The organism is Frondihabitans sucicola (assembly GCF_030296615.1).
Classification (GTDB): Bacteria; Actinomycetota; Actinomycetes; order Actinomycetales; family Microbacteriaceae; genus Frondihabitans; species Frondihabitans sucicola.
In genome coordinates, this window is the sequence record NZ_AP027732.1 from 1,810,108 (window position 1) to 1,832,447 (window position 22,340).

Annotated in this window: 24 protein-coding genes and 2 pseudogenes; 13 read left to right on the plus strand and 13 right to left on the minus strand. The window is 65.2% G+C overall.

Annotated features, from left to right (window positions below; translation table 11 throughout):
- Window positions 1-34: 34 nt before the first annotated feature.
- Window positions 35-241 (minus strand): hypothetical protein, encoded by a 207-nt coding sequence (locus QUE79_RS09330; protein WP_286346414.1) that lies wholly within the window; start codon window positions 239-241, stop codon window positions 35-37.
- Between the two features lie 154 nt (window positions 242-395).
- Between QUE79_RS09330 and QUE79_RS09335 the strand changes: the two genes are divergently transcribed.
- Complete coding sequence (locus tag QUE79_RS09335) at window positions 396-1,526, plus strand: transaldolase family protein (protein ID WP_286346415.1); 1,131 nt, start codon at window positions 396-398, stop codon at window positions 1,524-1,526.
- Between the two features lie 119 nt (window positions 1,527-1,645).
- Window positions 1,646-2,053, plus strand: a complete 408-nt coding sequence (locus QUE79_RS09340) for a tautomerase family protein (RefSeq protein ID WP_286346416.1) — start codon at window positions 1,646-1,648, stop codon at window positions 2,051-2,053.
- 112 nt (window positions 2,054-2,165) lie between these two features.
- On the opposite strand, the gene QUE79_RS09345 is transcribed toward QUE79_RS09340, so the two are convergent.
- The gene (locus tag QUE79_RS09345) at window positions 2,166-2,927 is read right to left on the minus strand and encodes a GntR family transcriptional regulator (protein ID WP_286346417.1); all 762 of its coding nucleotides are present in this window, start codon (window positions 2,925-2,927) and stop codon (window positions 2,166-2,168) included.
- Window positions 2,928-3,128: 201 nt separating this feature from the next.
- The gene (locus tag QUE79_RS09350; protein ID WP_286346418.1) at window positions 3,129-3,731 is read right to left on the minus strand and encodes an exonuclease domain-containing protein; all 603 of its coding nucleotides are present in this window, start codon (window positions 3,729-3,731) and stop codon (window positions 3,129-3,131) included.
- A gap of 136 nt (window positions 3,732-3,867) precedes the next feature.
- Here QUE79_RS09350 and ychF point away from each other — a divergent pair, with 136 nt between their 5' ends.
- On the plus strand, window positions 3,868-4,941 hold the full coding sequence (gene ychF / locus QUE79_RS09355) for a redox-regulated ATPase YchF (protein ID WP_286346419.1): 1,074 nt from the start codon (window positions 3,868-3,870) through the stop codon (window positions 4,939-4,941).
- Between the two features lie 52 nt (window positions 4,942-4,993).
- Here the strand turns inward: ychF and QUE79_RS09360 are convergent, their stop codons facing one another.
- From QUE79_RS09360 to QUE79_RS09375, 4 genes and pseudogenes are all read right to left on the minus strand, one after another.
- Window positions 4,994-5,566, minus strand: coding sequence for a GNAT family N-acetyltransferase (locus QUE79_RS09360; RefSeq protein ID WP_286346420.1), 573 nt, complete (start codon window positions 5,564-5,566; stop codon window positions 4,994-4,996).
- Window positions 5,567-5,703: 137 nt separating this feature from the next.
- Window positions 5,704-6,723 carry a Gfo/Idh/MocA family protein gene (locus QUE79_RS09365; RefSeq protein WP_286346421.1) on the minus strand — a complete coding sequence of 340 codons (1,020 nt, stop codon included), beginning with the start codon at window positions 6,721-6,723 and terminating at the stop codon, window positions 5,704-5,706.
- A gap of 31 nt (window positions 6,724-6,754) precedes the next feature.
- A complete protein-coding gene (locus QUE79_RS09370; RefSeq protein WP_350271691.1) occupies window positions 6,755-7,387 on the minus strand; it encodes a Gfo/Idh/MocA family protein in 633 nt (210 codons plus the stop codon).
- A pseudogene (locus QUE79_RS09375) lies at window positions 7,385-7,711 on the minus strand (Gfo/Idh/MocA family protein); the annotation flags it as partial. The pseudogene QUE79_RS09375 and the gene QUE79_RS09370, both read right to left, overlap by 3 nt.
- Before the next feature lie 524 nt (window positions 7,712-8,235).
- Here QUE79_RS09375 and QUE79_RS09380 point away from each other — a divergent pair.
- The 3 genes from QUE79_RS09380 (at window position 8,236) to QUE79_RS09390 (ending at window position 12,795) form a co-directional block, all read left to right on the plus strand.
- Window positions 8,236-8,700 carry a DUF8821 family protein gene (locus QUE79_RS09380; protein WP_286346422.1) on the plus strand — a complete coding sequence of 155 codons (465 nt, stop codon included), beginning with the start codon at window positions 8,236-8,238 and terminating at the stop codon, window positions 8,698-8,700.
- A gap of 169 nt (window positions 8,701-8,869) precedes the next feature.
- Window positions 8,870-11,209 (plus strand): glycosyltransferase family 2 protein, encoded by a 2,340-nt coding sequence (locus QUE79_RS09385; RefSeq protein ID WP_286346423.1) that lies wholly within the window; start codon window positions 8,870-8,872, stop codon window positions 11,207-11,209.
- A complete protein-coding gene (locus tag QUE79_RS09390) occupies window positions 11,206-12,795 on the plus strand; it encodes a chitinase (protein ID WP_286346424.1) in 1,590 nt (529 codons plus the stop codon). The genes QUE79_RS09385 and QUE79_RS09390 overlap by 4 nt, the downstream gene beginning before the upstream one ends.
- A 22-nt stretch (window positions 12,796-12,817) precedes the next feature.
- Here the strand turns inward: QUE79_RS09390 and QUE79_RS09395 are convergent, their stop codons facing one another.
- Window positions 12,818-13,435, minus strand: a complete 618-nt coding sequence (locus QUE79_RS09395) for a hypothetical protein (RefSeq protein WP_286346425.1) — start codon at window positions 13,433-13,435, stop codon at window positions 12,818-12,820.
- Between the two features lie 22 nt (window positions 13,436-13,457).
- Here QUE79_RS09395 and QUE79_RS09400 point away from each other — a divergent pair, with 22 nt between their 5' ends.
- Both QUE79_RS09400 and QUE79_RS09405 read left to right on the plus strand, forming a co-directional pair.
- On the plus strand, window positions 13,458-13,643 hold the full coding sequence (locus QUE79_RS09400; protein WP_286346426.1) for a hypothetical protein: 186 nt from the start codon (window positions 13,458-13,460) through the stop codon (window positions 13,641-13,643).
- Window positions 13,644-13,847: 204 nt separating this feature from the next.
- Entirely contained in the window at window positions 13,848-14,240 is a 393-nt protein-coding gene (locus QUE79_RS09405; protein ID WP_286346427.1) for a carbohydrate-binding protein, read from the plus strand.
- A 164-nt stretch (window positions 14,241-14,404) separates the two neighbouring features.
- On the opposite strand, the pseudogene QUE79_RS09410 reads toward QUE79_RS09405, so the two are convergent.
- A pseudogene (locus QUE79_RS09410) lies at window positions 14,405-14,512 on the minus strand (IS481 family transposase); the annotation flags it as partial.
- Between QUE79_RS09410 and QUE79_RS25440 the strand changes: the two are divergent.
- Window positions 14,486-15,037, plus strand: a complete 552-nt coding sequence (locus QUE79_RS25440) for an arginase family protein (RefSeq protein ID WP_350271692.1) — start codon at window positions 14,486-14,488, stop codon at window positions 15,035-15,037. The pseudogene QUE79_RS09410 and the gene QUE79_RS25440 sit on opposite strands and share 27 nt — an antisense overlap.
- A gap of 516 nt (window positions 15,038-15,553) precedes the next feature.
- On the opposite strand, the gene QUE79_RS09415 is transcribed toward QUE79_RS25440, so the two are convergent.
- Together QUE79_RS09415 and QUE79_RS09420 are read right to left on the minus strand one after the other, a co-directional pair.
- Complete coding sequence (locus QUE79_RS09415; protein WP_286346428.1) at window positions 15,554-16,036, minus strand: RNA polymerase sigma factor; 483 nt, start codon at window positions 16,034-16,036, stop codon at window positions 15,554-15,556.
- Window positions 16,033-16,560, minus strand: coding sequence for a hypothetical protein (locus QUE79_RS09420; RefSeq protein ID WP_286346429.1), 528 nt, complete (start codon window positions 16,558-16,560; stop codon window positions 16,033-16,035). The genes QUE79_RS09415 and QUE79_RS09420 overlap by 4 nt, the downstream gene beginning before the upstream one ends.
- 307 nt (window positions 16,561-16,867) lie before the next feature.
- Between QUE79_RS09420 and QUE79_RS26305 the strand changes: the two genes are divergently transcribed.
- Together QUE79_RS26305 and QUE79_RS09425 are read left to right on the plus strand one after the other, a co-directional pair.
- Window positions 16,868-17,128: an immunity protein CdiI family protein gene (locus QUE79_RS26305; RefSeq protein ID WP_491018487.1), complete on the plus strand. Its 261-nt coding sequence runs from the start codon at window positions 16,868-16,870 to the stop codon at window positions 17,126-17,128.
- 103 nt (window positions 17,129-17,231) lie between these two features.
- Entirely contained in the window at window positions 17,232-17,672 is a 441-nt protein-coding gene (locus QUE79_RS09425; RefSeq protein WP_286346430.1) for a hypothetical protein, read from the plus strand.
- Between the two features lie 194 nt (window positions 17,673-17,866).
- On the opposite strand, the gene QUE79_RS09430 is transcribed toward QUE79_RS09425, so the two are convergent.
- Window positions 17,867-18,157, minus strand: coding sequence for a hypothetical protein (locus tag QUE79_RS09430; RefSeq protein ID WP_286346431.1), 291 nt, complete (start codon window positions 18,155-18,157; stop codon window positions 17,867-17,869).
- A 746-nt stretch (window positions 18,158-18,903) separates the two neighbouring features.
- Window positions 18,904-19,353: a hypothetical protein gene (locus QUE79_RS09435; RefSeq protein WP_286346432.1), complete on the minus strand. Its 450-nt coding sequence runs from the start codon at window positions 19,351-19,353 to the stop codon at window positions 18,904-18,906.
- Between the two features lie 169 nt (window positions 19,354-19,522).
- On the opposite strand from QUE79_RS09435, the gene QUE79_RS09440 reads away from it, so the two are divergent.
- Both QUE79_RS09440 and QUE79_RS09445 read left to right on the plus strand, forming a co-directional pair.
- A complete protein-coding gene (locus QUE79_RS09440; protein WP_286346433.1) occupies window positions 19,523-20,455 on the plus strand; it encodes a serine hydrolase domain-containing protein in 933 nt (310 codons plus the stop codon).
- Between the two features lie 150 nt (window positions 20,456-20,605).
- Window positions 20,606-21,166 (plus strand): GNAT family N-acetyltransferase, encoded by a 561-nt coding sequence (locus QUE79_RS09445; protein ID WP_286346434.1) that lies wholly within the window; start codon window positions 20,606-20,608, stop codon window positions 21,164-21,166.
- The last annotated feature ends 1,174 nt before the right edge of the window (window positions 21,167-22,340 follow it).

Sequence of the window (22,340 nt, forward strand, 5' to 3'; positions counted from 1 at the left end):
TCCGTGTCTGCTCGAGGCACGTGCGGGAGACGCGTCAGTCGGCGAGGGTGGCGATCGCGTGAGCCCAGAGGAAGTACTTGTTCGTGCCCAGATCGCCGATCGTGGTGATGCCGAAGGCCTCCTTGAGGTGAGTGGCGTCCCCGTCGCTCACACCCTGCAGGGCCGCAACCGGCAGCGCCGCCAGCTGGTCGATGGGAGTGGATTCGTACGCCTTGTCGAGTTTGTCCGCGATTCCTGCCATGGGAGACCTCCTAGATGAGATGGATAGTGCTTCCCTCCGCACGCTACTCAGGGGATCCCGACGGACTCAAGCAAAATCTTCGCGCGATTCGCCGACTTTGTTAGGACATTACGTCGCGCGCTCGTAGACTCGACGTAGAGATTGGAGAATCCCCATGACATCGACCTTTGCGACGAAACCCGTCACCGAAGACGGCACCGACACCCGCCCCAGCACTCTCCGCGCGGCCCAAGACACTCCCACGAGCCTCTGGAACGATTCCGCAGACCCCCGCGAGCTGAGCACGTCCATCAACGAGTTCGGTGCCGTCGGGGCCACCTGCAACCCGGTGATCGCGCTCACCTGCATCAAGAACGACCCCGACACCTGGATCCCTCGCCTCCGCGAGCTCGCCGCAGAGTTCCCGACCGCGGGCGAGTCCGAACTCGGTTGGAAGGCGGTCGAAGAGCTCTCCATCGGTGCCGCCAAGCTGCTCGAGCCGGCGTTCGAGGCTTCGGGCGGGCGCAACGGTCGCCTGTCGATGCAGACGGATCCGCGCTTCCACCGCGACAAGAAGGCCCTCGTCGAGCAGGCCGTGTACTTCTCCGGTCTCGCGAAGAACATCATTGTCAAGATCCCGGCGACGAAGCTCGGCATCGAGGCCATGGAGGAGGCCGTCTATCGCGGCGTCAGCATCAACGCGACCGTGTCGTTCACGGTTCCGCAGGCCGTCGCGGTGGGCGAGGCTCTCGAGCGAGGGCTGGCCCGCCGCAAGGCCGACGGCTCGGCGGCCCCGAATCCTGAGAAGACCGAGTTCGGCAACGTCGTCACCATCATGGGCGGCCGGCTCGACGACTGGCTCAAGGTCGTCGTCAAGCGCGACAAGATCCTGATCGACCCGGGCTACCTCGAGTGGGCGGGTGTCGCAGCCCTCAAGAAGGCGCACCACACGTTCGTCGAGCGCGGATTCTCGTCGCGTGTGCTCTCGGCGGGTTTCCGCAACTACATGCAGTGGTCGGAACTCGTGGGGGGCGACCTCGTCGTCTCGCCTCCGTTCCAGTGGCAGGTCGACATCAACAAGAACGAGATCCCCGCCGCGAACCGTATCGACGTGCCCGTCGATCCCGAGATCATTGCGGCTCTCCGCGCCAAGATCCCCGACTTCAGCCGCGCCTACGACGTGGACGGCATGGAACCTCACGAGTTCGATCGTTTCGGTGCGACGGTCACCACGCTGCGCCAGTTCCTCGACGCTGACGCCCAGCTCGACGCCCTCGTTCGCGACGTGATCGTGCCCGCCAACTAGCATCCTGCGCTTCTCCGGTTTCGGCCCTCGCTCTTCGGAGCGGGGGCCTTCGTCGTGCGAGAACATTTTCGGTGACTTATTTGTTAGTATGTTCGAACAAAGTCTTGGAAAGGATCATCATGCCACTCGTCCGAATCGATGTCACCGCCGGCCGCACCGAAGAGCAGCTCCGTGACGTCGCCGACGCGATCCACGACGCGATCGTGGAGGTCTACGGCATCCCGGTGCGCGACCGCTTCCAGATCGTCAACGAATTACCGGCGGGCAGGATCATCGCGCAAGACGCCGGGCTCGGCTTCGAGCGCACCGGCGACGTGGTGATGATCCAGATCTTCACGCAGCGGGGCCGCACCGACGAGAAGAAGGCCGAACTCTACGACCGCCTCGCGAACGGTCTGGCCGGGCTTGGCGTGGCCGGCGAGAACGTCTTCATCGGCTATGTCGAGAACGGCCCGCAGGACTGGTCGTTCGGTTTCGGTCGGGCGCAGTACATGACGGGCGAGCTCGGGATCCCCAAGGCCGTCTGAGGCCCCGGGGGCGTCGCTCAGGCGCCCGAGATGCAAGGCGGACGAGGAAGGCCATGGCGGAGCCATTGCCGACGAGGACAACGCCGCAGGTCGAGCGTCTGAGCGGCGCCCGCTACTTCTCGACGAGTGTGATGCTGAACGAGTAGAGGTCGGGGCGATAGCAGTGGTACCCGACCTCGACGGCGCGCCCCGAGGCGTCGTAGGCGGTGCGGCTCATCGTGAGGACGGCCCCGTGTTCTTCGATCTCGAGCAGTGCCGCCTCGTCGCCGTGGCTCGCCCGCGCGCCGATGCGCTGCTTCGCGACGCGCATCGTGACGCCGCGGCCCCGCAGGAGCTGGTACAGGCCGAAGGTCTCGAAGTCTTCTTCGCTCAGGTCGGCGACGGCCGTCGGGAGGTAGTTCTCGAGGAGAGCCACGGGCACCTCGTCGGCCAGTCGCAGGCGGCGGATGTGCGTCACGTCGTCGCCCACCGCGATGCCGAGGTCTTCGGCGATGCGCTCGTCGGCCGGGATCACGTCGTGGGCGAGCACGCGCGTCGTCGGGTGCTGGTCGCCGGCCTTGAGGTCGTCGAAGAGGCTCGTCAGCTCGACCTTGCGGCTGACCGGCCCGTGGACGACCTGCGTGCCGATGCCGCGGCGGCGGACCAGGAGGCCCTTGTCGACGAGCTCCTGGATGGCGCGGCGGATGGTGGGCCGGGAGAGTCCGAGTCGCTCGCCGAGTGCCACCTCGTTCTCGAGGCGGGATCCGGCCGGGAGTTCGCCGCTGGTGATCGCACTCTCGATGCGCGACGAGACCTGGAAGTAGAGCGGCATGGGGCCCGAACGATCGAGGTCCATGAAGAGGTCTGCTGGCAGCACGCCATCGTGAGTTGTCATCGAATCTTCCCGGTACGTTTACGGTGATGCCGACAGCTGCGTCGACCCACCGCGCGATTGTGCAGACAATATCACTGGACGTTGACCTGAGGGGCGGACAAACGCCGCCCGCGAGGTGATCCCGGGTGGACGGGTGCGACTCCTGCGACCGGAGCGGCTCCGGCAGCCTGGGCGGCCCGCGTGGCCCGCGTGGCTCGCGGCTCAGCCGGCGAAACGCACGGGCGTCTTCGCCGCCGCCGGGCGCAGGACGTTGATGCGGACCCCGGTCGCGGCGGCGAGCTCTGAGATGTCGGCAGCCCCGTGGCGCTTCGCGGCGTGCAGGATGATCGCGGCGCAGGCCTCGGCGTCGGCCAGAGCCTGGTGGTGCTCGAAGTCGTCGAACCCGGCGGCCATCGCTGCCATCGGCAGTCGGTAGCTGTCGAGCGTGTAGGTCTTGCGAGCCACTTGCAGGCTGCAGAAGTAGCGCGACGGGGGAGTGTCGAGCCCCGTGGCAGCGCAGGCGCCGCGGATGACGCCCATGTCGAACCCGGCGTTGTGGGCGACCAGGATGTCGTCGCCCGCGAACGCGAGGAGGTCGGGTAGCTGGTCGGCCCAGCCGAGAGCGTCGATGACGTCGTCGCGCACGATGCCGTGGATGCGCGTGTTCCACTCGGAGAAGTCGTCGTGGCCGAACGGCGGTTTGATGAGCCAGTTCGCCTTGTCGATGATCGCGCCGTCGTGCACCTTGACGAGCCCGACGGAACAAGCGGAGGCACTGGAGGAATTCGCGGTCTCGAAGTCGATCGCTACGTAGTCGAGGGGCACCCATTCATGGTTGCACGGGCCGCCGACAGTCGGCGGCGGCTCGCGGTGCGCCTGTGGACAGCCGTCGATCGTCACGCGAGTCGACGCCGACCGGGCCGGGACCATCGCCCGGGCGCGCAAGTTAGGCTTGTGGACCGTGGCTCTCACTATCGCGATCGTCGGACTCCCCAATGTGGGCAAGTCCACCCTGTTCAATGCGCTGACCAAGAATCAGGTGTTGGCGGCGAACTACCCGTTCGCCACCATCGAGCCCAACGTCGGGATCGTGAACCTGCCCGACCCTCGTCTGGGAGTCCTGGCGTCCTTGTTCGACTCCGAGAAGATCCTGCCCGCCCCGGTGTCGTTCGTCGACATCGCAGGCATCGTCAAAGGCGCGTCCGAGGGCGAGGGACTCGGCAACAAGTTCCTCGCCAACATCCGCGAGGCCGACGCCATCGCCGAGGTCGTCCGCGGCTTCGAAGACCCCGACGTGGTGCACGTCGACGGCGTCGTCGACCCCGCTGCCGATCTGGGCACGATCAACACCGAGCTGATCCTGGCCGACCTCGAGACGGTCGAGAAGGCGCTCGTCCGCTACGAGAAAGAGTTGCGCCTCAAGCGTGTCGAGCCCCTCGTTCACGACACCGCCGTCGCTGCCCGCGATGCCCTGCAGCGCGGCGAGGCGCTGTCCGCGACGAAGATCGACCTGACGCCGATCGCCGAGCTCGGTCTCCTCACCGCGAAGCCCTTCATCTACGTGTTCAACGTCGACGAGACGGTCATCGGTTCGCCCGAGCGTCAGGCCGAGCTCGCCGCGCTGGTCGCTCCGGCCGAGGCGATCTTCCTCGACGCCAAGATCGAGTCCGAGCTGATCGACCTCGACCCCGACGACGCTGCCGAGCTTCTCGCTTCCACCGGCCAGGAGGAGTCCGGCCTCGACCAGCTCGCCCGCATCGGCTTCGACACCCTGGGCCTCCAGACCTACCTCACCGCCGGGCCCAAAGAGACCCGCGCCTGGACCATCGGCAAGGGCTGGAAGGCTCCCCAGGCCGCCGGCGTCATCCACACCGACTTCGAGAAGGGCTTCATCAAGGCCGAGGTCATCTCGTACCAGGATCTAGTCGACACCGGTTCGATCGCCGAGGCCCGCTCCCATGGCAAGGCCCGCATCGAGGGCAAGGACTACGTCATGCAGGATGGCGACGTGGTGGAGTTCCGCTTCAACAACTAGGGAGTCGGCTCCTCAGAGCGTCGCCAGTATGTCGGCAACGTCCGGCGTCGCCTCAGCCCGGCGTCACCATTCTTGGTTGTCGGGTAGGCAGGCGGTAAAGAGCGAACGGCGCGTCCGCCTGCAAGCCTTCGCGACCCTCTACGAGGCCTTCGCGGACGATGATCCTTTCGAACTCCATTCCGAGACGTGTCATCACAGCCCGTGACGCCCGGTTGTGTACTTCCGTGAACGACACCACCGGGAGCTGGGGTTCAAAACGCGCTGTCCACTCCACCGCCGCCAGGCCCATCTCTGTGGCATACCCGAGCCCGGTCAGAGCGTCTCGTATGACCCATCCGATTTCGACCACGGTCTCCCCTTCGAGGTCGAGCCGAGTCGGACCACCGCGGCCGATGAGCGCACCGGTCGCCCGGTCTCTGGCCATCCACTTAGCCACTCCATCGCTCTGCCAGCGGTCAACCATGCTTCGCGCCCACCGCCGCGTGGCGCCTTCCGTCCAGGGACCGGTCCATCTCGCCACGATGGGATCGGAGTACAGCACGAGAAGGTCACGGACATCGCCGGCACCGATCGGCGTCAAGATCATCCTGGGGGTGTCGACGGGCGACAACCGGGACGGATCCATCAGGTGAGTCAAGCACCCTGCTGCCAGGGGCCGCAGAGCGGAGCATCACCTCCGGGCGGAGGGCACAGCCTGGTGCGATCGGCGAACGGGAGGAGCGACCGGCGCGAGCCGGCCGCGCCTCCCACGAAGGCGTACGGCTAGGCGCTGACCGAGTCCACCTGCAGGACGTCCGCGATGGAGCCCGAGCGAGCGCCCTCGTAAGCGGCGAGGATCATGCCGAGCACCGCGATGCCCTCGCGTTCGGTGTGGATCGGGCGCTGGCCGTCGCGGAGGCAGCGGCCGAATGCGCCGATCTCGGCGGCGAACGTGTCGACCTCCTCGAAAGTCTCGGTCTCGCTCGTCCCGTCGAGGAGGTTCCAACGGAGGGTGGTGCCGTCGCTGGTCAGCGAGCCGAGCTCGCCGACGGCGCTGAAGCGCTCGGTTCCGGCGGCGGGCTCGTAGGCCCAGCTGGTGACGAGCTGCCCGACCGCGCCGTTGTCGAAGCGGAACAGCGCCTGCGCCGAGTCCTCGCCTTCCATGAAGGTGAGCCGGTGCGTCGAGAGCATCGCGGTCGCCTGGACGGGCACGCCGCCGGCGAGGTGCATGAGCAGGTAGCTCGGGTGGTAGCCGGTGTCGATCAGCTCGCCGCCGCCGCTCGTCGACGCGTGTGCCCGCCAACCCATGTTCGAGGGATCGAACTCGTTGCGGAAGCTGTCGGTCGTGCGGACCTCGTAGACCGAACCGAGTGCCCCGGATTCGATGAGCTCCTTCGCGCGGGCGACCGCCGGCATGAAGAGCTGGTTGTGGGCGCACATGAGTGTGACACCGGCTTCGGCGACGGCGGCCTGGACGTCACGAGCCTCATCGGGGCTGAGGCAGAGCGGTTTCTCGCAGAGGATGTGCTTGCCCGCGGCTGCAGCGGCGACGATGGCGTCGCGATGCAGGTGATGCGGCAGGCAGATGTCGACGGCGTCGATGTCTGCATCGCGGAGCATGGCGCTGTAGTCGGTGAAGGACGGGACGCCGAGCTCGGCGCCGCGACTCTCCGCGGTCGCGGCAACGGCGTCGGCGACCGCAGCGATGCGGATGATGTCGCGGTTCTGGGCGTAGCCGGCGATGTGCGCGGTCGCGATCCCGCCGCCGCCGATGAGGCCGACGCGGATGAGGGTGCTGGTCATGGGAAGCTCCTGATTCGTGGGTGGGAGAGGGTCAGACGAGAACGGGCGCCGACGACTCGGCGGCCCGGTTGGCCGCGACGACGAGCCGCGTGAGCTCGATCGCGCGCGCGATGTTGTCGTCGGCGCGAGTGCCGTTGGCGATGTGGTCGACCCACTGGTCGTAGGCGGCGGGCGAGTCACCGGGGACGGGGAGTTCGACGACGCCGTCGCCGTAGGCGGCTCCACTCGCCGTGAGCCGGTTCCCCTCTTCGGTGTAGGACACGTAACCGGCCGTTCCGAAGACGTCGATGGTGAACGGCGATCCTGCGACGAATCCTGCCTCGATGACGCCGATCGCCTGCGACTCGTAGCCGACCGTGACGACGGCGTGATCTTCGACGGCTCTGCCCGTCAGCGAACGGTAGACGGCCTGGACGCTGTCGGGTCGGGCGCCGAGGAACAGCTGCGTGAGATACACGGGGTGGCAGCCGAGGTCGGTGAGCGCCCCGCCGATCGCGGTCGCCGGATCGAAGAAGCGCTCCGGCAGCCAGGGCCGGACGGCCCCGTCGTGCGACAGTCTCACGCGAGCGGAGGTGATCTCGCCCAGTCGGCCCGACTCGATCTCGTCGAGGACCGCTCTGGTGTACCCGTGGTACAGCCGCGGAAGCGACACGATGAGCTTCACGCCGTTCGCATCGCAGGCGGCGACGATCTCGTCGCATTCCTCCACGGTCGGGGCGAGGAGCTTCTCCGTGAAGACGTGTTTGCCGGCGTTCGCTGCGCGGACGATGACGTCACGGTGGACGTCGGTGGACGTGGTGATCGTCACGGCGTCGATGTCGTCACGGGCGAGCAGGGCGTCGAGGTCGTCGGTGTAGGGCACGCCGTACTCCGCTGCACCGGCACGGCCGCGATCGGAGTCGTCGTCCCAGACGGCGACCAGTTCGGTGCCGGGATGTTCGACGGTGCTTCTGGCGTAGTCGCCGGCGTGGACGTGCCAGAAGCCGACTGCGGCGACGCGGAGGGGGAGGTGGTCACAGTGTTCCTTTCGTAGGGGTGGACGGGCCGCGCGTCAGACGCGGACCTTGTCGTAGTCCTTGGGCGTCCCTTCGACCTCCGGACCACCTCGGTGTGGTCGCGGAGCGAATTCGTCCAGACGGATCGACTTATTAAATCCATTCGATGGACAAATTCGCTTGGGAAGAGATGCTAGGGAGCTTGAGCAGGCCGAGTCAACTGCTTCCGGGGCGTTTCGGAGTGCCGGGGTGCATCGCCGCCGGAGGGTCGTCTTCGTCGATCACCTCTCCGAGATCATCGACATCGGCGTCGCCGTTGCGATCTGCGCCGCGTATGAACGCCTGGGCGCCATGCCGGAGGCGGCCGAGTGGGTCACCCAGTCCGGAGCCGCTCTCGGCTCGGCTCTCGCGCACGCCGTCGAGCTCATCGACCGCGGGACATCGAGCAGGATCGGAGAAGCGGCGGGTACCCCGGTTGGCGTTACCGTGGGTGCAGCCATCGCTGACAGGAGAACACATGCCGTACACCGTCGATTTCGTGGACGTCTCCACGACCGGGCTCGAGTCGTCGCCGGTCGCCGACGCCCTCGCCGGGCTCCGCGCCAACGAGGCCCGCTACTTCTCGAACAAGTACGGGCACGTCTTCACGGTGAGCACCGTCGAGGAAGAGCCCGAGACGCTCGAGTGGATCACTCGGATCCTGAAGGAGGACCGCGACCTCGTCATCGAATCCGCACCGCTCGAGGTGACCGGGTTCGAGGTCGACGGGATCCGCATGGCGTACGTCTTCTACGAGTCGGGTCTGTCGATCAACGTGATGTACACGATCGCCGACGCCGGAAAGCGTGCCGTCGGGCTCAAGCTCTCCGACGGCATGGACGTGCCCGCCGAGTTGGAGTCGAAATTCAAGTTCGCCCGCCAGAGATCGAAGCTGGCGGGGACGATCCGCGGGTCGTTCTTCGTCATCAAGGGCGAGTACTGACGGTGTAGGGCACCGGGTGTGCCCCCAATGCAGGGGGCAACCGGACCATTTCGGACGGTCACATGTTGTCCGCTCTTTGGGGGACTCCTATAGTCGGAACGACCCTCCGCCCGAATCGGTGGGTCGCCGGCCCACGGCCCGAAACGTGCGGTCGAGGAAGTCAGAATCCATGCCCACCACCGCTGTTCCGCGCGCCCGAAAACGTCAGTGGGGCGCCGAGCGTCGCACCCAGCCGCTGCCCACCGTCCATCTCCGCCCGACTGACCGAGGGATCGCCCTCGGCCGCATGGCCATCGTCTCGACGATCCTCTTCTGGGTCGCCTACGTCGTGTCGACGGTGCTCCGCCAGTTCATGGCGCAGGGCGGCGACTACCGCTTCACGCTCGAGGCGACCTCGTACCTGGTCATCGTCACCTTCCTCACGTTCTCGGCTCTCATGTACCTCGTCGCTCGTCAGGGTGCACTCGAGCGCTTCAGCACGCACGTCCGTGTGCCACGAGCCGAACTCGACCGTCACTTCGGCCAGCACGCCTCGTCGATGACCGTTCTCGTCCCCAGCTACGCCGAGGAGCCGCAGGTCGTTCGCCAGACGCTCTGGTCCGCAGCGCTGCAGGAGTATCCCTCGCTGCGCGTCGTCCTCCTGCTGGACGACCCGCCCCACCCGGCCGACCCGCAGGTCGCGAGCCGACTCGACTCGACCCGCACCCTCGGCGAGGGCATCATGCGTGCCCTCGCGGCACCGGCCGGGCGATTCTCGATGGCGTGCGACGCCTTCGACGCGACGCACGACGCCGACTCGGTCATCGATGACGCCACCGTTCGCGAGCTGGCCGAGCACTACACCGCCGCGGCCGACTGGCTGACGGACATGGCCGCCTCCGAGGCCCGCGACGATCACGTCGACGAGTTCTTCGCGACGCAGATCCTCGGTGGCCTGGCCGATGAGTTCTCGCTCGTCTCGAACGCCCTCACGGTGGCCGCCATCGGCCACGAGGCGCCGAGCGCCGAGCGCATCGCGGAGCTCTACCGTCGTCTGGCCTGGACGTTCCAGGCCGAGGTCACCGTCTTCGAACGCAAGCTGTACTCCTCGCTGTCGAACGAGGCGAACAAAGCCATGAACCTCAACTCGTACATCGGCCTGATGGGCGGCGCGTACCGCCAGGAGTCGGCCGCCGGCGGCATCGTGCTGCGCCCCGTCTCCGAGCCTCAGCACGGCGACCTGGTCGTGCCCGACTCCGAGTACCTGCTGACCCTCGACGCCGATTCCCTCCTCCTGCGCGACTACTGCCTGCGGCTCGTCTACCTGCTGGAGCAGCCCGGCAACGAGCGCGTCGCCGTGACGCAGACCCCGTACTCGTCGTTCCGGGGCGCAGGATCCCGCATCGAGCGTCTCGCCGGAGCCACCACCGACCTGCAGCACATCTCGCACCAGGGGATGAGCGCGTACGGCGCGACCTTCTGGGTCGGGGCCAACGCCGTCATCCGGAAGCGAGCGCTCGAGGACATCCGCGAGACCGAGATCGTCGGCGGCTTCCCGATCAGCCGCTACGTGCAGGACCGCACCGTCATCGAGGACACCGAGTCGAGCATCGACCTCGGCATGCACGGCTGGAGCCTGATCAACTATCCCGAGCGGCTGAGCTACTCGGCCACTCCGCCCGACTTCGGGTCGCTGATCGTGCAGCGACGTCGCTGGGCCAACGGCGGTCTCCTGATCCTGCCCAAGCTGCTGCGTCAGGCCGGCGAACGGCGGCGCGCCGGGAATCGGATCCCGTTGGTGGAGATGGCGCTGCGGATCAACTACATGTCGTCGATCGCCTGGGCGAGCTTCGGGCTCGTGATGATGCTCGCGTTCCCGTACGACTCGCGACTGCTCAGCCCGTTCGTGCTGCTGGCGGCTCTGCCCTACTTCCTGGCCATGGCCAGCGACCTGCACTCGGCCGGCTACAAGCGCACCGACGTGCTCCGGATCTACGGCTTCAACCTGATCCTCCTGCCGGTGCAGCTGGCCGGCGTGCTGAAGTCGCTGCAGCAGGCGCTGACCGGCAAGAAGATCCCGTTCGCCCGCACGCCGAAGGTCAAGAACCGCACGGCTGCGCCGGTGCTCTACGTCGTCGCTCCGTACGCGATCGTGATCTTCTCGCTGGTGACCATCTACCGCGACTACCTCGCCCAGAACTGGGGCAATGCCGCTTTCGCGACGTTCAACGCCGTGCTCGCCTCATGGGCGATCGTCGCCTACCTCGGGATCTGGAACTCGATCGTCGACGTCTGGCTCGGCATGACGGGGTGGCTGTTCGTGACGAAGGCTCCGCGCGGAGCCCGACGCCAGACGGTGCCTTCCGAGCCGGAGCTCGACTGGCGGTCGGTGCTCTACCACGGCCAGGAGGTCGACGGTGAGCGGCCGCGAGACCCCGCCCCGCTCGATCTCGAGCGCGCTCGTCGCGCGGACCGTGCGTCGTCCGCTTCGGCGTCCGTCGCCGGGGACTCGTCCGAGATGGTGGTGTGACCGTGACCCGCGTCGATCCCACTCCCGTCCGCAGGCTCTCGATCCTGCGCCTGTTCATCGCGGTCGTCGTCACCGCCGGTGTCGTCGTCGGCGGCCTGTTCGGCTACCAGCTGTACGCGGCGCAGGCAGCCGGCACGACCTCCAGCGCCTGGTTCGGCGGCTACGTCGACGTCACGGCGACGCCGACCTACGCGTTCGAGTCGCCCGCGACGAACTCCGGCAAGCAGACCGTGCTGTCGTTCGTCGTCGCCTCCTCCGCCGATTCGTGCACTCCGAGCTGGGGTGCGGCCTACTCGCTGCAGCAGGCCTCCGATTCGCTCGATCTCGATCGCAGGATCGCCCGACTCCAGCAGCAGGGCGGCGACGTCACGGTCTCGTTCGGAGGTCAGGCGAACACCGAGCTGGCCGTCGCCTGCACGAGCGTCAGCCAGTTGGCCGCTGCGTACGCGTCGGTCATCGACCGCTACGACCTCACCACCGTCGACCTCGACGTCGAGGGCACCGCTCTGCAGAACGTCGCGGCGAACGCTCGCCGCGCCGAGGCGCTCGCCCTGCTGCAGAAAGAGCGGCGCGCCGAGGGCAAGCCGCTCGCCATCTGGCTGACGCTGCCGGTCACCCCGGACGGCCTCAGCGTCGACGGGCAGAAGGCCGTCAAGGAGACGCTCGCGAAGAAGGTCGACCTCGCCGGCGTCAACGCCATGACGATGGACTACGGGTCGTCACTGGCCGCAGGATCGAACATGGCCGTGGCCGCGGAGGACGCCCTGACCGCGACGCACCGCCAGCTCGGGATCCTCTACGGGCAGACCGGGACGACGCTGACCAGCCGGACCCTGTGGTCGAAGATCGGCGCCACGCCGATGATCGGCCAGAACGACGACGCCGACGAGGTCTTCACCCTGAAGAACGCGACGGCCCTCAACGCCTTCGCGGTGTCGAAGGGCGTGGGCCGCATGTCGATGTGGTCGCTCAACCGCGACGTCAGCTGCGGGTCGAACTACACGACGCTCACCGTCGTCTCCGACTCGTGCAGCGGCGTCGACCAGCACGGGCAGCACTTCGCGACCCTGCTCGGCAAGCACTTCAAAGGCACCATCGACTCCCTCGCGGGAACCGTGACCACTCCCGAGCCGGTCTCGAGCGCCTCGCTGAAGGACAACCCGAAGACGAGCCCGTACCCGATCTGGAGCGCTGACAACTCGTACCTGGAGGGCACGAAGATCGTCTGGCACCGCAACGTCTACGAGGCCAAGTGGTGGACGCAGGGAGACGTGCCGGACAACCCCGTGCTCAACTCCTGGCAGACGCCCTGGCAGCTCGTCGGGCCCGTGCTGAAGGGCGAGAAGCCCGTCGCGCAGCCGACCCTGCCCGCCGGAACCTACCCGAACTGGGACGGCACAACAGCGTTCACGTCGGGCGCACGAGTGCTGTTCGAGGGCACTCCGTACCAGGCCAAGTGGTGGACGCAGGGCGACAGCCCGGCGGCGGCCTCGTCGAACCCGGACTCGTCGCCGTGGGTGCCGCTGACGCTCGCTCAGATCGCGGCCGTCAAGGCGTCAGCTGCCCCTTCCTCCCCGGCTCCCTAGGCCGCCTCCGCTCCGGCGCCGATCAGTAGACGGACACATTCGTGCCCGTCACACGGATTCCGAATTCACCCTTGGCGTGAAGCGGCCCCGACTGAGCTTTGTACGTGACGCGAGCCCACGCTGATCCCGCGGAGCTCTGCGCGGCGCGGGCGATTCCGGTGGGAGAGGGAAGGCTGCAGCTGCTGGGGATGCCGACAACGGCGCAGCTCGCGCCTCGGAAGCTCCGGACCTTTGCCTTGCTGCTGGTGCTCGTCTGGTAGTCGATCGTGAACTTGGCCGACGAGATCGGGTCCCAGACGGAAATCTTGCAGTTGATCTTCCAGCCAGACGAAGACACGCAACCCGACAGGCCCGTCCGCGCCGCTCCCGCGTCAGCCGGCAATTCCACGGCGGTGATGCGCCGGGAGCCGTCTGCGAAGACGGAAACCGTCTGGGGCATGTCGGCGGTTTCATCGATGAAGCTCTCGATCGGCGCGGCGCCAGTGAACGAGTCGAGCTGCTTGCCTGCTTCCATTTTCGCGATCAAACTCTCTTGAACATCGAGGGGAATTCCGCCCTCCGCCAAGTGCTTGTGGAGCTGAACTTTCAGTTGAGCGGAGAGCTCGTTAGGACCAGCCACGAAGGCATGGGCCGGAGCCACCGTGAGTGCTGTGAGGATGCCGGTGAGGCAGACGGTGGAGACGGCGAAGGCGAATCTGATCGTACGGCGATTCATCAAGTGGATTCCTTTCTCAGGGGTCGACGAGGAGCGCCCTCACGGGCGGACGATCGACGACGACCGCGACGGGTTCAGTCAGCGGGAGGGCGCGTCGATGCGCCCCGTGCTCTATCGCGACGACGGACTCTGATCCGCTTCATCGTCGAACGCGCGGCAACTACGACAACAGCGGCGCCGACCGCGAGGAAGAGGAACGTCGTCAGAACGAGACCTGAACCGAACATGTCTCTCAATCTAGCCTGAAAACATTACTCATGTAAAGCGTAAAATATTGAGTGACGACACTCGGCGTCAATGCATAAGGGCCGCGCTCCGGGCCGAACGTCGAGGGGCGATGAAGACGGGCTTTGAGGGCACGAAGATCGTCTGGCACCGCAACGTCTACGAGGCCAAGTGGTGGACGCAGGGAGACGTGCCGGACAACCCCGTGCTCAACTCCTGGCAGACGCCCTGGCAGCTCGTCGGGCCCGTGCTGAAGGGCGAGAAGCCCGTCGCGCAGCCGACCCTGCCCGCCGGAACCTACCCGAACTGGGACGGCACAACAGCGTTCACGTCGGGCGCACGGGTGCTGTTCGAGGGCACTCCGTACCAGGCCAAGTGGTGGACGCAGGGCGACAGCCCGGCGGCGGCCTCGTCGAACCCGGACTCGTCGCCGTGGGTGCCGCTGACGCTCGCTCAGATCGCGGCCGTCAAGGCGTCCGCTGCCTCTTCCTCCCCGACTCCCTAGGTCGCCTCCGCTCCGGCGCCGATCAGTAGACGGACACATTCGTGCTCGTCGCACGGGCGCTCCCGCTTCAGCCGCAGACCGCGGCCGGTGTCGTCGGGGATGGTGTCCTGTGCGTCGGTGAACGACAGCAGCTCGCGGATGGGGTCGGTGGTGATTGTGGTGATGACCTTCCCGTTCGTCTGTGGCCGGTAGGGCCGGGACTTCTTCGGGGTGATGCCCAACTCGGCGCAGGCATCGCGCCAGGCATGGGATTTGTAGGCGGATCCATTGTCGAAAGGACCGCCCTTCGCGAGGCTGGCCTGGTGGACCGATTGGTGGCGGCCGGAGGGAGGGATGCGGGCGTCGTTCTTCCCGGTCGCTGCGTCGACGATGACGCTACGAGGGCGTTCGGCCACGTCCGCAACGAGGACGCGATCGTCGAGCACGCTCGTCGGCTCGGCGATCGAGTGGGCCAAGCACTCGATGCGGGAGAAACACCCGTGGTGGTCGGAGGCGACTGCAGCATGCTCGTCGGGATAGGGCTCGCGCTGGCGACGCGCGGCCGTGCCAGCCTCGTGCACGTGGACGGCCACACGCATGTCCGGCACCCGGGAACAGCGACCTCTGCGCGAGCGTCGGCGGTGAAGTTCTTGCCGCCGCAGTCGGGCTGCACAGGCCGGCCCTCGCGGACATCGACAGGAAGCGTCCCTCCTTCCTTCCGTGCACTGCCGTTCACATCGGTCGTCGCGACAACGACGAAGATGCTGACGAGGCTCGGCGATTTCTGGGTCTCGTCACCTCGGCGGCTGAGGCGATGACGTCCGGGCCCGACGATATCGCCCGGAGGGTGGGCGAAGTCGCTGGGACGGTAGACCGGCTCCAGGGCGACGTCGACGTCGAAGTCCTAAAAACCCTTCCTGCGACTCGTTTCCCAGTAGTGCAGCTCGACCGTGTCTCCGTTGGACTCGACGACGCGCCTGACTCGTCTCAGGAGCTCTTTTGCGCGTCGTTGGTGGTCCTCTGCTGCGCGTTCGGTGGCCCAGCCTGATTCGTCTGAGAATTTTTCATTGAAATCCTCGGCCCAAGCCCTCACCTCTGCATCGAGCCAGGCTGGGAGCGCCGGGTCGCCGTCAGGGCACTGCGATTCCAAGCTCCAAAACGGCCACTCCGCTTCGTACTCATTGGAAAGTCTGTAGTGCATGTGGCTACATTCGCATGCTCGACGTGAAGAGCGCTCACCGGGCAGGCGAAGACATCGACTGTGAGACGACCGCAGTTGGAACCTTGACTCAGGCTGACTCGGCGGGCACAGCGAGCATTGGCCGAGCCGCGCATCAGTGATCAGTTTTGATCAGAGCCTCCCGGAGGCTCGCGAGGGCGGTTGCGTATCGCGTTCGAGCGGTGCTCGGGTTCGTGTGGGTGAGCTTGGCGGCGTCGGTGATGGAGAACCCATCTCCGTGCACGAGCAGGATCAGCTCGCGCTGCGTCTCGGGAAGTGTTTCGATGACGTCGAGCACGCCCGACGGTTGCGGAACTGCCACCCTCAACTCGTCCCGCAACCGTTCCGCCAGCGCCACGCTTCGTTGCCGCCCGCGCTGGTGATTGGACAGGACCTTTCGGGCGACGCCGAACATCCACATGCGCGCCTTGACGTCGTCCCTTGGAAGGTCGGCGACTCGGCGCCACACCGTGAGCATCGTTTCGCCGACCAAATCCGCGGCGTCCTCTGGCAGGGCCACCCGGCGAGTGAAGTAGTGCAGAAGATCGGAAGCGTTCTCTTCGACGAGTGAACGCATCCGATCGTGGCGGGCGGTCATCGCTTAGGGTTCCAGTGAGCGGCGTCCACAGTCCACAGGTGGTTGGTGTCGTAACCCTCAGCCTTGAGATGAGCGTTGATTTGTCCGTTGAGGGTGCGACTGAGTTCGGCACCCTGGGCTGCGCAGTCAGCCGATGACGTTGCGTTGGGTGTCAGCATGCTCGAGAGGTCTATCGACGTGAGGTAATGGCGTGCCTCCACCGCAGCCGGCGAAGTCATCGGCGTCCCATTGGGATTTTCGGCAACCGAGAATGCTATTTGACACGCGGTGCCATTCGAAAGCTGGACCTCTTGCCCCGCGCTCCAGTTCCCTTGGAACCAGACGTTCGATGTGGCGGCTGCTGCCGTGCCGCCACCGGCGAGGAGGCCGCCCACGATTGCGAGCGTGGCGCCGCGTCGCCCAAATCGTCCCAGGAAGGACGGCCTTTGCGCGCCCTCTGCTTCACGCGCCATGCGTGACAATTCCACGTCGATTTTGGGCGTAGTCGATCGGGTAAGCGCTTTGTCGAGGTCGTCGGTCAGCATGATGTTCTCCCCTTTCAGAGGCTTCACATCTGTACCTGTCCAGCTCGACCTAAAACGTCTGACTTACACGCTGACCGTGTACGCATTCTGCCTCGATTGGCCACCGGCCGTGTCGTCGTGTTTCGCGGGCTGCTGCCACCCGCCGGGAGTCGCAACAAGAACGATTTGCAGGACGGGCGAGGACGGCGGGGAGGGACGGATTGACGTTCCGCCGTTTGTTGACATCTTCTCTGCGTCGCCAGGCGATCGACCAATCCCACGGCGCTTGTTGTGTTCAAGCGTCTAACTCCTCTCGTCAGGGTGAATCATGAGCGACACGCGTCGGAGCATCCGGCTTTTCTCGGATTGGGGCTTCGAGTGGCCCCTGTGGGAGAACGGCCACCCGTCTTACAACATGGAGCCTGCTGATTTGGGTCATTCCGCTGAGCTCACCGCGCGGACGCGACGGTGGGCCGACGACTACGAGAGCCATCTGGACATCAATGCGACTCCAGTGGTCTGGCGGGACAGTATGACGTGGAACACATGGGTTGAAGGAGGGCGCCGTATTTCCGAGCTGCTGGGCTGAGAAGTTGCGTCGTTCGCGGACGTGGTTTGCGACATCAGCCTGCAAGCCGAATAGGGAACCCTGTTTAGGCCGCGGCTGAATGAATGTTGGCAGAATCGTTCAGATGATCGAAGATTCCGACATTGCGGCCGACCTGCAGAAAGTCGAGCCCAGGCAAGTTTGGCCGGGAAAGCCGAACGAGCTGGATTACGCGCTCTGCGATGTTCGGTGCGAATGCGGCGTTCTCGACTTCGAGATAGCGCAGCGAGACGGCTCCGCCGCCCGGTTGCGGGTAGATCTGCCTTCAAGCGGCCGCCCGCAACCTTGGCTTTATTGCCGAGCGAGGGATCATGATGACTGGACGCAACAATTGCTCGCCTGGCTAGACGAAGAAGTCTTCACTGGTGGCCTCGGCCCGAGCCGCGCCCGGGAGTTCCGTTATGGCGCAAGCTACGTCGTGGCAGAAACCTACGGCTTCAGGTTGGCGGACCCAGCCGAGCACGCCCGACTCACGATCGCCGCCGGACCTCTCAGCTGGCACAACGTCTCGCCAGACAACCTGTAAAAAGCAGAACTAGAGGGGAGACGGCGGCTTCCGTTTCTGGAACGTTCAGTGTTCATGGGTTCGCGCTTCAAGGCGGCCCCTGCCTTGAAGACCCACAAGAGCGCACTCCTGGCAGTACACCGGCATGCGGTTGCATTTCGGAGATCGATTCGCGAAGGCGACTGCCTTTAGGTACCGAAAAGGAAGCGCTGGGCTTACTTGGTCTGAGGTGGTTCTGGGGCTTTATCGACGTGCTTCGCAAATCGTCGAGCGTGGCTCAATCCCGCCGACATGACGACGAAACCGACGATCATGGTCGCGGCCTCGGCACCGTACGTGTCGACGGACAGCCGGTTAATGCCGCCTCCTTCGGCGGCGCCGACGAACACGATGATTGCGGACACGACAGCCGCTATGACGGCTAGGGCGATGATGCCTGCGCCGACGTAAAAGAGCCGCGTGCCTAGCCTGTCGGTCACTGGTTGTGTCGGCTCTGATGTCGTCATGATCCCGCCCCTCATGTTCAGTAAGCCCCACTATTGCAGACGGGAGGGCGACGGCTTGGACGTCAACGCTGGCGTCGACAGAGACGGCAGTCGATACGCATCGGTCGCAGCCGGCTTAGCATTGCCACGTCTTCGTCGTCAGGATGGAGATACGGACCAAGGCGGTGCATCTATCTCCGATTAGTGCATGCCATACACAAGCCAGGACCCCGCTCGGCTATGGGCGACGCACAGCCCGACCCGAAATGTATGGATATTCGTCATGTTCGGCTTGGTCAAGCACCCTTCAGGAGGACCTCCACCGTCAGCCATCTCCCTCTCGCCTAGCTGTACTGCCCGGGGAGGTTGGTCAAACGGCTCATGGGGGCTGCTGTCGAATTGGTTGACCGTGTCCAGCACAAAAGCCGGACCCTCAGCGGACGCCACCGACGCGGACGATCATCGAGTCGTAGGCACGGTCGGTTAGGAGTCCGCGCGTGAAGATGAGGGGTTTGGCGCCGAAACCGACCGCGTAGCGAGTCTTCGGTCGACGCGGGGTGGCCGCCTTGACGATGGCCTTCCACAGAAACTGGACACTTATAGTTCGTCGTGGCCGGGGTTCGGACGGGAACCCCAAGCGCTCCAGACGAGCCGCCGCCCAGGTCGAGCCTCCGCATGATCCTCTGTCTTTCAGTTATGACTCTGCAAAACACTTTTCGTTCACTGAACAACGTCCATCGACGCTAATAACATCCTTCATCAGCAGGTCACAGGGTGTCGAAGGGGCGGCGGCGCTCGGCCTTCGTCATGAGGGTCTTGTAGGCGCCACGAATGACCAAGAGACCAAGAGCGACCACTGAAGAGGTGATGGCGGTGAAGTTCTCCCGCAGTGCTCCGTAGCCGATGCCTAAACCGATCCCTATGCCGAGATAGCGGATGAATCGGCCGCGCCGGCCAAGATCTAAATGCACCTCTTCATCGCTGTCCACGACTTCCTCCTGTGCCCCACCGAGGCTGAGGAAAACGGGCACAAATGCAAAGGTAAGCAGTGCGCCCGCGAAGAGCGCAATGGCGCTATCGAGTTGACCGTCGCGTAGTGAACGAACAGTCCCTGCCCAGATCATCACACCGGCGCCAGCCACAATGACCGCAACGACGACGGCTTCGGATATTATCGGGCGACGCTTCACACCATCAAGTGTGCCAGTGGCATTCACCGACCGCCTAGCCCCCTTTAGACGGGATGGCGCCATTTCTCACTCACCGCGTCAACCCGCTCGTGAATGCAAGCCGGACCCTCACCGTGCGCTGTCTCTTAGCATAGATACTTCTGCCAAGGTGGGATCCGCAAACGGGTGGGACCGCCGGCCTTCGTAGGCTAAACGCATGATCGATGTCGCTGCCGAGGTGAATAGAGCGTTCGCGCAACGTGACGCGAACATGTACGGCATTGTCGGCGGCGTGTCCGTTGGCGACGACATGACCGTGGCGGCGTGCGGGTCTTGGCCCACAGGTGAGCCGGCAGGAGCCACCACCACATTTTACGCGGCCTCCCTCACGAAACAGCTCATCGGACTTCTCACTGCGATCAGCGTCGAGGCCGGTGACATCGCGCTGGACGATTCCCTACGGACTTGGCTGCCATCTCTCCCGTCATGGACGACGCCCATCACGATCGGTCACCTGCTTCACCACACGAGCGGCCTTCCTCGAGAGCTTCCGCCCCTGGCCGGGCAGCGAAGCGACAGTTCGGTCCTTGATGCAATCACACGCTCGAATGGCCCGACGTCGCTGCCTGGCAGCAGGTTCGAGTACAGCAACGACGGATACGTGCTCCTTGCCCTGGCTCTTGAGCAAGCAATGGGGGCGCCTATCGAGCAGCTCGCCGATCAACGCATCTTCGCTCCACTGGGCATGGACTCAAGTTCGCTGGACAGAGCCACCCCCGTTCCGGTGGCGGACGAGCCGCCACCCCCAGCGACAATCGGCGATGGAGGCTGGTGGACGAATATCCACGACCTGCTGACCCTCCTCCACTCACTGAACTTCGGTGCATTCGGTCGAGCGTCGGCTCGGCTCCTGGAGCGCGGCAAGCTCGCAGACGGCACCAGCATCGATTACTCCTGGGGAGTCCGCACGACCACCATCGACGGTGTGCTTGCCGCCTCCCATGGCGGAAGCTGGCAGCGGTGGCAGTCCAAAACGCTCCGGCTTCCATCACGGAATATTGCGGTCGCCATCGCGGGCCGGACCTCCGATGCGCTGGCGATTAGCGACTTTGGCAACGACCTCGCCGCTCGCGCCATCCGCGCACGCTGACCGGACGCTGATCGCGCGCCGTTCTCAGCTACAGGAGGGTGAGCGAAAGGGAACCCTCAGCGCGCGGCAAGTGACTCTGGGGTCGAGAAGGGTTCTCGTGTTTCGACTTTCCCGGCTAGCTGCTAGAGCGTCGCTTCGTATCGTGGAGATATGCGCTCCGCACCGGCAAGGCCGCCCATTCATCCGTTGACCGATGGTCTCGTTGCCCTGCGTTTGCGGACCGAGTTCGATTTCGACGTGATTACGACGGGTCAGCGGGATCCTCAAATCGTGCGTTGGCTTTCCGACGCACCCGTGCCAGACGACTCTCCAACTCGGAGCGTCGGGCGGGCTGTAAACCAATGGAGCACCGGCCGAGGCACGCCGTTCGTCATTGCAGACCTTCAGTCCTCCGTCCCCCTCGGACTCATCAATTTGAGATTCGAAACTGACACCGAAGCTCTGGTCGCTTACAGCGTTTTCCCCGACGCGCGGGGGCGAGGTGTGGCGCCACGTGCTCTCGCACTCCTCACGACATGGGCTTTTCCAACCCTTGAGCTAACGCAGGTGACCCTCGAAGCCGACCGGTTGAATCTGGCCTCGATACGCGTTGCCGAGAAAACCGGCTTCCGGTGGATTCGTGATCGACGTGGAACTGTCGAGGAAGGTGAAACGTCCGTTATGGCCGTCTTCCAACTCGATAGCGAAGATGCAGCCAAGGCTGCCCGTTAGCCGGACCCTCTTCGTGCGCTGGAAGGGCCACCCACGGAGAAAACCCTTGCGGGACCCAAGCAAACGTCTGGCTCCGAGACCAATAGCGGGTGATGTGGACCTCGCGCGGCATGTTGACGGGCGGGCTTAACGCATAGCCGAGAGATCGTCATTCGTGGAATGCTTCGCAGATGAACGAGCCAGACGATGTGCCTCCCATGAGGCCTGTGCACGCCGACGACGTCCTTCCGGAGACGAGGTGGTGGCAGTCGACACGGCGGTCCGTGGTCAGCCTTGGAATTCTTGTTGTCATATGGGCGCTCATCTTCGTGGCGATCACTGTCTGGCGAGTTCCTTTCGCAATTCTCCTTACCGTTGGGGTCGTTGTAACGGTGGTGGCCGCCGTGGTTGACCTCGCACGTTGGCTTCGAAAGCGGCGACACACGAGGACGCCCAGGTCAGGAGTAAGTCACTAGGTCAGCGAGTGGGCTGGCGGCGATAGGCACAGCTGGATTCAGGACGATCCTCTGCGCGCGACTGACCAACTAGGGCAGTTGCGAGTGCTGATGCTTGTATCGCCACGATGCAAGATAGGCAGTGGCCAAGACGATCCAAGAAAGCTCCACCAAAACGCCCAGGACGATCACCGGAATGTTCCAGTGCCATGAGTGCTGCAGGTCTGCGATTCCCGCCGAGATCGCGCCTAGGAGGGCCAAGCCCCCAAACAGGAGCCCATAAATCAAGCAGTCCCGTGGACGGCCTTGACGAAGCCAGCGAGGCTCGCTACGCGGTGACGAACTCATGCCTGGAACTTAGCGCCCCTCGCGTCCGATGGCTGCTTTCGTAGTCCCGAACGCCACGGACGAAAGCGCGCTGGTGCAGCTCTCGCATACACCTGCAAGATGCCGGTGCTCACGAAGGGACCCTCGCCGTTCGTCCCGACCGGCGTCCGCAAGGAAACCTCCTGCGGGGCACCAGTCGCTAAAGGTCTGAGCCCTCTGGCGGACGAGACCGAGTTCGCGTCGCGCTCACTATGGTGATGATGGCCAGGACGATCGCGGCAACGATTAGGACGACCCCGAAGATGCGAAGGCTGCCGGTGTGACCGATTGCCCCAATGAGGCCGACGATAAAAACCATGGCGGCCGTGACCAACGGAACCCAATGCTGACGCGTGCTGCGATGCGAACTTCGG